This window comes from Endozoicomonas sp. YOMI1 (assembly GCF_024606345.1).
Taxonomy (GTDB): domain Bacteria; phylum Pseudomonadota; class Gammaproteobacteria; order Pseudomonadales; family Endozoicomonadaceae; genus Endozoicomonas.
Genome location: NZ_JAHHPM010000519.1, coordinates 1 through 9,104 on the forward strand (window position 1 = coordinate 1; position 9,104 = coordinate 9,104).

The following is a 9,104-nucleotide window of genomic DNA, read 5'->3' on the forward strand; positions in this document are numbered from 1 at the left end:
TCCTAAATACAATACACCACCCTGGAAACAGGGAAATGACTGTATTATTGCGACCTTAAGACCTCCACAGGCCAAGTCTAACAGGGCTTGTTGCGTTCGTTGCTTTTTATTTCAACTGCCCCTGAAAAGTTAAGCGGTAAACGCCGATATGCCCCCAATACGGACAATGTTATAGCGGTTCTCAATTTCAGGTTCAGTAGAAGGTTCCACTCGATCTAAAACTATCCAATAGAATAAATATCTACATACCCATTAAATTAACTTAACGGGTATCTAAAATGGCAGATCCAATACGTCCAAACCTGCTTCGACCAGTCCAGAATTTTGCTGCCCGGGAAGCGTCAGGACAGCCTCACCCTAAGCCTGCAATGTATTCGGCTACTTATTCACAAGATAAACAATTACCACAATCTCCCCGGGTTTATGAGTCAGCCACAAGTCCAAGAGATTTAAAAACACATAACATAACAACAAGAGCGTTCTCTTCGCAGCCTGGCTATCTCAAAAGTCATACCGGTATACATTCTGGTCAATCAAGCGCCAGGGCATCATCGCAACAGACAAGCCTTCCTCAAAACCTTCCGGGTACCATTGGCCAACCAACATTTAGCATCACAGTAGAAGATCTATTCAAACACCCTTCAGCTGCAAACCCCACCTATTCAAGTGATACGCCTCGACAGCCATCGGTAAACTCACGACAGGACAGTCATTCCTCATCAAGCAGAACAGAATCCAATACCAGTAGTCGAAAGTCATCGGCAGCATCAGGCCAAACAGATCCCGATGGTTTAAGAACCATTTTACAAAAAGCAACGATAAGTGGAAGCGAGCTACCAACCAGATCCAGACCTTCAGAGCCAGGTGGTTTTGAGAATAGAATGCAGGAGATAGAGCAAAGGATGAGCCAAAAAAGAAGAGCTGAATGGAAGGCAAAACGAGAGGCTGACCGTAAAGAATTGCTGTTAGGCATTAACCAGCCATTTAAAAAAAACCTCGAGCCTTTTTGGAAAAGATCCTCAGCAACAATGTCGACTCAACCTTCTACGCTCAGTAGTGAAAGGTGCCTCCCTGAGAACTGGCCGGGCTTTCAAAGCAGAACTATTCGATCAACCTATAAGGTGTTGCATACGCCTGAAAATATTGCATCAACGCTGGAAACATTAGTGGATGAGCTTATTGAGTGCGCACGAATAGATGTTAGCGAAGGTCTTGAATATCTTCGAGCGGCTTTAGAGGGTGCTTACAACAATCTCTCTTGGGGAGCAACATCAAAATGGATTGCTAACCAAGCCTTACACAGTAGCCGAATAAGCCTGGATACCTTGGCCCGTCAATACCAGACAGACAATGTGGTTGGCCTGACCAATGCTGATATCCCTGAATTCAAAAAGAAAGTAAAGAAGTGTGTTCATAAATTTATGGAGGCAACAAAAAAGATAAAACCTGATCGCGAAAAGCTTGTCACATTCGAGATAGATATTTCCATGTCTTCAGGAGGCGAGTCCCGCAGAACACACCGGACCTGACCACGCCTGAATACCAGCAAATCACTTACGCAAACAATTCCAGCAAATCATTCAGAAAAAGCCTGCCTGTAGGAGTAGGCTTTAGCCTCGACTCTAAAGGTTCCAGCAACGCTTTCTGCCGGGCAAGTTTCAGTTTCTGGAGGATACCGCTCAATGCCTGTCCCGTTCGCTCACCATAGAGCTGTACATCGACGCCTTCATGAAGTCGCAGTACATTCATCATAAATTCGATGGGCAGCTCATCGGCTTCCAGCACTCGTCGCCCTGCCTCAAAGGCATGGGAAATATAGCTGTCAGCAGCCAGGTAATCTGCTGGCATGCGGGTTTTCCAGTTACGATAAATCTCCCCGGTAGATGCATGGGTTAACTTTCCGTGGGCACCAGCGCCAATACCGATATAGTCACCAAACTGCCAGTAGTTCAGGTTATGTTTTGAGCGTCGCCCGGGCTGACTGTAGGCAGAAATCTCATACTGTTGAAACCCCGCTGATGCCAACAGGGTCTGCCCTGCTTCCTGAATATCCCAGAGCGTATCATCGGGCGGCAATACCGGTGTTTTAGCGTAGAAAACCGTATTTGGCTCAATGGTCAGCTGATACCAGGAGATATGCGCTGCCTTAAGGCCAATGGCCTGCTTCAGATCGTAAAGTGCATCTTCAGGAGACTGCTCCGGTAAACCATGCATCAGATCGATATTGATATTGCTGAAGCCATGGCTGGTGATTGCGGCAATGGCCTGCCGCGCTTCATCGGCACAATGAATACGTCCCAGGGCGGCCAGCTTCTCATCCTGAAAGCTTTGAACGCCTAATGAAAGCCGGTTCACCCCCGCCTCCAGATAAGCCTGAAACCGATCGTGTTCATAGGTACCCGGATTGGCTTCCATGGTGATCTCAATATCATCCGAGAAGCTTACCCGCGCCTGAAGGCCGTTAAACAGCTTCTGATAAGCGTTTGCCGTCAGCAGGCTGGGAGTGCCACCACCAATAAAAACGGAATGGATCGGGCGCCCCTGAACGCTGTCCAATTCGTTGTCCATATCATGCAGCAACGCTTTGATGTAGGCATCTTCAGGTATGTCGCCAGTGATCCTGTGCGAGTTGAAATCACAATAAGGGCACTTCTTCACGCACCATGGCACATGAATATATAGGCTGAGAGGCGGAAGTTTGAGCATGTTAACGGCACTGAAGCAAGCTTCAGTGTTTTATCTCCTTGAGGCGGGCAACCAACTGCTGTAATGCCTGGGCTCGATGACTCAGCTGATTCTTTAACCCTGAAGGCAGTTCCGCCGCCGTACAGTGCTCTGCAGGCACCAGAAACAGTGGGTCATAGCCAAACCCGTGCTCTCCCAGGGCTTCTTCAATGATATAGCCTTCCCACTGGCCATGAGCAATGATCGGAGTAGGGTCATGCTCATGACGAAGGTATACCAGCACACAGTGAAATCGTGCGGTTCGCTCGGCCGACTTAAGCCCCTGTAATCGATGCAACAGCTTCTGGTTATTATCTGCCGCAGAGGCTTCTGGCCCGGCATAACGGGCAGAATAGATGCCAGGCTCGCCATTGAGATAATCAACCTCAAGGCCCGAATCATCGGCAATAACCGGAAGGCCTGATACCCCCGCAGCATAACGGGCCTTGATAATGGCATTTTCAATAAAGGTCAGGCCCGTCTCTTCCGCTTCCGGATAGGTGGAACCAATACCAAACTCACTCTGGGGTTGCATGATAATCCCCAGAGGCTCGAACATCTTTTGAAACTCCGCCAGCTTGCCCTGATTACCACTGGCAAGCACAACCTTGCGAATCCCCTCTTTCATACTGTTTCTCACAATTCAGCACATTACCCCTGATTAAAATGTCGCAACACGAACAGAACTAACAGACGGCATTTTAATGGTAAAAAATCTGCTCAAAGCGAAGTGTCTCGCTTCGCGAGCTGCCCTGAGGCTTAACATCTATGGCAAATTTTAGCAGCTCTTCATCTGAAAACTTAAAATCGGCCAGATAGTAAATTGCACTGCCCTCTTTGACCTCAGAAAACTTCAGGCCGCTTTTCTGAGTCAGCAGGTTCATCGTATGGCCACTGACCCTACCGGTAACTGCGGTGCCCAGTTCATCGGATGAAACATCACGAATGGCAATATTGACGATACCGTAACGGCTACCTCGACGGAGATTATATTGCTGTGCAATACCAGGCGGCACAAATGTACTGCTGAAGGCACTGAAATAAATCCGATAGTTGCCCATCTGAATGGGTTCCTGATTCATCACCCGGGCTTCTGGAATCTGGCTTTCAGCCATCACCGGATTAACCACCCCAATAACCCCCAACACCAACAGGGCCAGGCATGCCAACAAACGCTGAGTCATTGACGTAATACTGTGCAGCATCGCCATTATGCAATCTCTCCGGTTGTTAATTGATAAATGGCCACTTCACCCATCAGATTTGGCCAGACACGGCCCGCCAAGCCGCTTTTATACGATTGATCCACCACCATTCGGTTCAATACCCGGTAATTTTTCTCCCGGCACAGCGCTTCAAAGTCCCTGAAGGTACAAAAGTGAATATTGGGTGTGTCATACCAGGTATAAGGCATAAACTTCGAGACCGGCATGCGGCCATAGGCCGCAAGATAGAGGCGACAGCGCCAGTGCCCGAAGTTAGGAAAAGTGACAATGCATTCCCGTCCAACCCTGAGCATCTCCTCCAGCACAAGGTGTGGGAAGTGCATCACCTGAAGCGCCTGAGTCATAATAACGGTATCGAAACTACCATCCCTGAAGTTCCCTAGCCCACGATCCAGGTTCTGTTCAATGACGTTTACCCCCCGCTCAATGCAGGCTTCAATATCCTGGGCATTAATTTCCAGACCATAGCCACTGACTTGCTTCTCTCGCTGCAACTCGTACAACAGTTGTCCATCACCACAGGCCAGGTCAAGAATCCGGCTACCCGGTGCAACCCAGTTCCTGATAATCTCAAAATCCCCCCGGCTCACAAGCACTCCTCCGCCACCCGGTGCAAATAGGCCGACAAACCACGCACGTAACGGGGAATATCCATCAGAAAAGCATCGTGTCCCTGGGGAGCATCCACTTCAAGATACGTCACATCCTTATCCACCCCCATCAGTGCATCAACCATTTCCCGCGAGCGCTCGGGCGAGAAACGCCAGTCGGTTGAGAATGATGCCAGAAAGAACCTGGCAGTTGCCCTGCTGAGGGCATCTGGCAGGCTGTTTTCATAGTCACTGGCAGGATCAAAGTAATCCAGAGCCCGGGTCATTAACAGATAGGTGTTGGCATCAAAACTTCCGGAAAAACGTTCGCCCTGATAACGAAGATAACTTTCTATCTGAAACTCAACATTGTAATCGTAACTGAAGCCTTCATTTTTCAGCTCACGGCCAAATTTGGCCCCCATGGCATCGTCAGACAGATAAGTGATATGCCCTACCATACGGGCAAGCCCCAAACCCTTGCGGGGTATGTTGTTCTCTTCCAGGTAACGACCACCAGAAAACTGATCATCGGACATGATGGCCTGGCGGGCTACTTCATTAAAGGCAATATTCTGGGCAGAAAGCCTGGCTGCTGAAGCAATGATGACGGCATGGCGAAGTCTTTCGGGATAGGCAATGCTCCATTGCAGTGCCTGCATCCCGCCCAGGCTCCCACCGATCACCGCAGCCCATTGCGAAATACCCAGATGATCAGCCAGCATTACCTGGCTGTTAACCCAGTCTGCGACAGTGACCACCGGAAAGTCTGGCCCATAAGGTTTGCCGGTTTTGGGATTGATGCTGGTTGGGCCAGTACTGCCGTGACACCCTCCCAGGTTATTGAGAGCGACAACAAAGAACCGGCGGGTATCGATTGGCTTTCCCGGGCCAATAAAGTTATCCCACCAGCCGGGCTTACGATCTGTCATGCTGTGATAGCCTGCCGCATGATGGTGTCCACTGAGGGCATGGCAGATCAGTACCCCATTGGAGCGGAACTGATTCAGCTCACCATAGGTTTCAACCATCAGCTGAAAACCTTCCAGCTGCTCGCCACAGTTCAACGACAGGGGCTGATCAAACGGTATCGCCGTGGGCGCTACGAGACCAACCGAATCGGCAGGAATCAATTCAGGCATAAACTTCCTGTTTCTCTTTCTTGGCCATAGCACAACGCACTGGAAGCGCCTTCTTCCCGATCCGCTTAGCTTTACTGAAGATTGTTCACTATGGCGCTTCAATCTTGTTATTAATCATTAAAGAGCGCTCTCACAGAAACGACGAGAGCAGCGGAAATTGCAGGCAGTTTATCGTCTTCATTTTTTTTTGTCAGCTTATCCGGGATTGATATCCGACGATTCCCTGGCTAACCCCAGACCGTCACGGCCTGACGACAGGTAACTCCAAAGCCAGTTCTGTCAAAGCCAGGACATGGCTCAAAAAGTAACCTTCAACCTGTCGTGAGCAAAAGTGCAGGTGTCGTTCATTAATGTATTCATCAACACTTTGATTGTTGATCAGGGAAATATAGAAGGCCCGAATCGCCTCATCTTCAACATTCAAGGCTGAAATAATTCTGGCACAGGGCTGAGAAGTCTTGCTCATTTGGAACTCCCGAAGCAACAGGCTTCTGGGTACTTGTCTTCCTATGAAGGACTATCCTGCAATGAAGCTTCATTCGGAATGAGCCCACAAGGCAACAGATTGCTCTGCTTTAAAATGCATCGTACTGGTACCGATAAATTCAACGATTATCTTGAATTAAACCTAGTATAGTCAGGCTTTACTGAAGTATTCTTAATAGCGGTAAACTCTTGTGATCAAAACCGATAAAAACGTGCTATCGTAACTTTCCGCAATAGTGCAAACTATTAAATACTTTTCACAGACCTCTCGGTGCAAATGTCGTTATGTCTATTGAATCCCTAGGCCAGCTTGAATCAAGACTCCAGAACCTGATTGACAAACTGGAACTGTCAAGAATGGAAGTAGAAGACCTTAGGTCTGCTAATACCCGCCTTGAAGAAGAGAATATCCAGCTTAAGCAGGAACTCAGCGCATGGGGTGAACGTGTGACCGCTCTTTTGGGTAAACTGGATATCGTAACAGAGGAAGAAACCAGCGAGCAGGAAGCGGTCGCATAAAATTATGGGGCATCCATGCCCCACAATTTTATCCGTTGGTTTCGGCGCTTTCGATGGCCTCCAAAGCTTCCATCCATGCTTCTTCTGTTTCTAAAGCCTGCTGTTTAAGTGCTGTTTGCCGGGTTAGCAGCTCTTTCAGTTTTTCTTTGGCTGTTTCTTCGTATATCAAAGGGTCAGAGAGCCGTTCTTCAACCTGCGCAAGTGAGGATTGCAGGTCTTCCAGCTGACTTTCAAGCTTCTCCGCTTTTTGCTTCAAAGGCCTTAGTGCTTTGCGCCTTTCAGCCTCTTGGCGTCGTATGTCTTTTTTCTGTTGTGCGTTCTGTTGTGAAGAGCCGACTGGTTCCCCTCCATTCTCTACGCTTCTGGCGCTAAGGGATTCATTACGTTCCTTAGAGCGAAGATGAACCAGCCATTGGCTGTAGTCATCAAGGTCACCTGAATATTCTTCCATGCGGCCATCATGAACCAGATAAAGCTCATCGGTGGTGCTGCGAATCAGGTTACGGTCATGGGAAACCAGAATCACCGCCCCCTCAAATGACTGTAAGGCCATGGTCAGGGCCAGACGCATATCAAGATCAAGATGGTTGGTTGGCTCATCAAGCAACAACAGGTTTGGCTTCTGCCAACCAATGATCGCCAGGGCCAGTCTCGCTTTCTCACCCCCGGAAAACCCTTGAATCGACTCCAGGGCCTTATCCCCATGAAAACCAAATCCGCCAAGAAAGTTTCTCAACGTCTGCTCTTTGGCCTCTGGGGAAAGCCTTTGCAGATGAAGCAAAGGGCTGGCATTGAAATCCAGACTCTCCAGCTGGTGCTGTGCGAAGTAGCCAATACTTAAGTGCTCTCCCTGATGAACCCTGCCCGACATCAGTGGCAATTCCCCGGCAAGCGTTCTGATCAGGGTTGATTTACCAGCACCATTCGCGCCAAGCAAACCGATACGGCTGCCAGGTTGAATGTTGATGTTAAGTTTTAATAACGGCTTATCACCATAACCGAGTTCAGCCGTATCCAATACCAGTAACGGTGCAGACATCTTATCGGCTTCCGGAAAGGTAAAAGAGAATGGTGAATCCACATGGGCCGCTGAAATATCTTCAAGCCTTGCAATTGCCTTCAGGCGACTTTGAGCCTGCTTGGCCTTGGTCGCCTTGGCCCTGAAACGCTCAACAAATTTTTCCATATGAGCCCGCAGCTTCTGCTGCTTCTCAAAGGCAGCCTGCTGCTGTTGCAGTCGCTGTGCGCGAAGGTGCTCAAAAGCCGAATAGTTGCCACGGTACTGAAACAGTGTCTGATGTTCTATGTGAAGTGTGTGATCCGTACTGGCATCGAGAAAATCCCGGTCATGGGAAATAACCAGCAACGTTCCCGGGTATCGCTTGAGAAAGTTTTCAAGCCAGACAATGGCATCAAGATCCAAATGATTGGTGGGTTCATCGAGTAACATGATGTCTGACGGGCACATCAAGGTCTTAGCCAGATTCAGGCGCATCCGCCATCCTCCGGAAAAATCACGGACATTTTTTTTCAGTACCTGGTGATTGAAGCCCAATCCATGCAACAACTGTTCTGCCCGGGAACGGGCGGTGTAACCATCAGCACTCAGCAGTTGCTCATGGAGATCGGCCAGTTTTTCGTGCTTTCCTGCGGTTTCTGCCTCAGCAATCGCCTGCTCTATCCGGCGCAGCTCAACATCACCATCCAATACATAGTCCACAGCATTACGGTCCAGGACATCAATTTCCTGAGCCATATGCGCCAGTCCACGCCCCTTATCAAACGCAAGCTCACCTTTATCAGGTTGCAAATCTCCGGTAAGCAACGCAAGCAGGCTTGATTTGCCACAGCCATTAGCACCCACAAGGCCAACGTGCTGACCGGAATGGATAATTGTTGATGCATTCTCCAGAAGGAGCTTGCCAGACCTTAAAAGGCTGATGGAATTCAATGTGATCATTGACATAGTATAATTATGGGCGTACGGCCAAACCAAATAATAAAAGTTGCCTACCATGACGCCGGAAAAAACATACTGCCGCTCCTGCCAGAAGCTATCATCGAAGCAGCAAAGACTGGGTGACGGTATAAACTGCCAACTCAGAGAAGGCAAAAAATTTTTTGAACAAAAAGCCGGACATTAAACAACTTGTTCAATTTATCTATAGTAACTCCCAAGAGTCGATGACCGTTAGGAAAGGATTAATTAGTGCTTTCGTTCGTTTGATTCGTACTCTGCATCCTTATTGCCATAGGGTTGACCGTTTCAACCGATTGCGATTGATTGACTCTCTGATTTCTCTCCCTGCGCGCCCTTTGAAGCTCCCTTTGGCGCTCGGCATAAGCGGGATCATTCTGATAGCGCTCCCTTTGGCGCTGCCTATACTCCCTTTGACGTTCCCTTTGGCGCTCTGCGT

The 9,104-nt window shown here is 48.8% G+C and carries 10 protein-coding genes; 2 read left to right on the forward strand and 8 right to left on the reverse strand.

What is annotated here, in order from left to right:
* Positions 1–278: 278 nt before the first annotated feature.
* Positions 279–1,529, forward strand: a complete 1,251-nt coding sequence (locus KDK15_RS18405) for a hypothetical protein (RefSeq protein ID WP_257296854.1) — start codon at positions 279–281, stop codon at positions 1,527–1,529.
* A 25-nt stretch (positions 1,530–1,554) separates the two neighbouring features.
* On the opposite strand, the gene hemW is transcribed toward KDK15_RS18405, so the two are convergent.
* From hemW to KDK15_RS18435, 6 genes are all read right to left on the reverse strand, one after another.
* Positions 1,555–2,706, reverse strand: coding sequence for a radical SAM family heme chaperone HemW (hemW, locus tag KDK15_RS18410; RefSeq protein ID WP_257296855.1), 1,152 nt, complete (start codon positions 2,704–2,706; stop codon positions 1,555–1,557).
* A 22-nt stretch (positions 2,707–2,728) separates the two neighbouring features.
* Entirely contained in the window at positions 2,729–3,352 is a 624-nt protein-coding gene (gene rdgB, locus KDK15_RS18415) for an RdgB/HAM1 family non-canonical purine NTP pyrophosphatase (protein WP_257296856.1), read from the reverse strand.
* Positions 3,353–3,425: 73 nt separating this feature from the next.
* Positions 3,426–3,935: a DUF4426 domain-containing protein gene (locus KDK15_RS18420; RefSeq protein ID WP_257296857.1), complete on the reverse strand. Its 510-nt coding sequence runs from the start codon at positions 3,933–3,935 to the stop codon at positions 3,426–3,428.
* Positions 3,935–4,540 (reverse strand): methionine biosynthesis protein MetW, encoded by a 606-nt coding sequence (gene metW, locus KDK15_RS18425; protein ID WP_257296858.1) that lies wholly within the window; start codon positions 4,538–4,540, stop codon positions 3,935–3,937. Before metW ends, KDK15_RS18420 begins: the two co-directional genes overlap by 1 nt.
* Positions 4,537–5,682, reverse strand: a complete 1,146-nt coding sequence (locus KDK15_RS18430; protein WP_257296859.1) for a homoserine O-acetyltransferase — start codon at positions 5,680–5,682, stop codon at positions 4,537–4,539. Before KDK15_RS18430 ends, metW begins: the two co-directional genes overlap by 4 nt.
* 241 nt (positions 5,683–5,923) lie before the next feature.
* Positions 5,924–6,148 (reverse strand): hypothetical protein, encoded by a 225-nt coding sequence (locus KDK15_RS18435; protein WP_257296860.1) that lies wholly within the window; start codon positions 6,146–6,148, stop codon positions 5,924–5,926.
* A 305-nt stretch (positions 6,149–6,453) separates the two neighbouring features.
* Between KDK15_RS18435 and KDK15_RS18440 the strand changes: the two genes are divergently transcribed.
* A complete protein-coding gene (locus KDK15_RS18440; RefSeq protein WP_257296861.1) occupies positions 6,454–6,687 on the forward strand; it encodes a cell division protein ZapB in 234 nt (77 codons plus the stop codon).
* Between the two features lie 28 nt (positions 6,688–6,715).
* Here the strand turns inward: KDK15_RS18440 and KDK15_RS18445 are convergent, their stop codons facing one another.
* Both KDK15_RS18445 and KDK15_RS18450 read right to left on the reverse strand, forming a co-directional pair.
* Positions 6,716–8,647 carry an ATP-binding cassette domain-containing protein gene (locus KDK15_RS18445; protein ID WP_257296862.1) on the reverse strand — a complete coding sequence of 644 codons (1,932 nt, stop codon included), beginning with the start codon at positions 8,645–8,647 and terminating at the stop codon, positions 6,716–6,718.
* Positions 8,648–8,889: 242 nt separating this feature from the next.
* Positions 8,890–9,104 (reverse strand): hypothetical protein (locus tag KDK15_RS18450; protein WP_257296863.1); only part of this gene is annotated, 215 nt, incomplete at its 5' end.

What these genes read in the sequence shown, in the direction of transcription:
- KDK15_RS18405 (WP_257296854.1), top strand. Translation starts at nt 279, where the DNA reads ATGGCAGATCCAATACGTCCAAACCTGCTTCGACCAGTCCAGAATTTT.
- hemW (WP_257296855.1), bottom strand. Translation starts at nt 2,706, where the DNA reads ATGCTCAAACTTCCGCCTCTCAGCCTATATATTCATGTGCCATGGTGC.
- rdgB (WP_257296856.1), bottom strand. Translation starts at nt 3,352, where the DNA reads ATGAAAGAGGGGATTCGCAAGGTTGTGCTTGCCAGTGGTAATCAGGGC.
- KDK15_RS18420 (WP_257296857.1), bottom strand. Translation starts at nt 3,935, where the DNA reads ATGGCGATGCTGCACAGTATTACGTCAATGACTCAGCGTTTGTTGGCA.
- KDK15_RS18430 (WP_257296859.1), bottom strand. Translation starts at nt 5,682, where the DNA reads ATGCCTGAATTGATTCCTGCCGATTCGGTTGGTCTCGTAGCGCCCACG.
- KDK15_RS18435 (WP_257296860.1), bottom strand. Translation starts at nt 6,148, where the DNA reads ATGAGCAAGACTTCTCAGCCCTGTGCCAGAATTATTTCAGCCTTGAAT.
- KDK15_RS18440 (WP_257296861.1), top strand. Translation starts at nt 6,454, where the DNA reads ATGTCTATTGAATCCCTAGGCCAGCTTGAATCAAGACTCCAGAACCTG.
- KDK15_RS18445 (WP_257296862.1), bottom strand. Translation starts at nt 8,647, where the DNA reads ATGATCACATTGAATTCCATCAGCCTTTTAAGGTCTGGCAAGCTCCTT.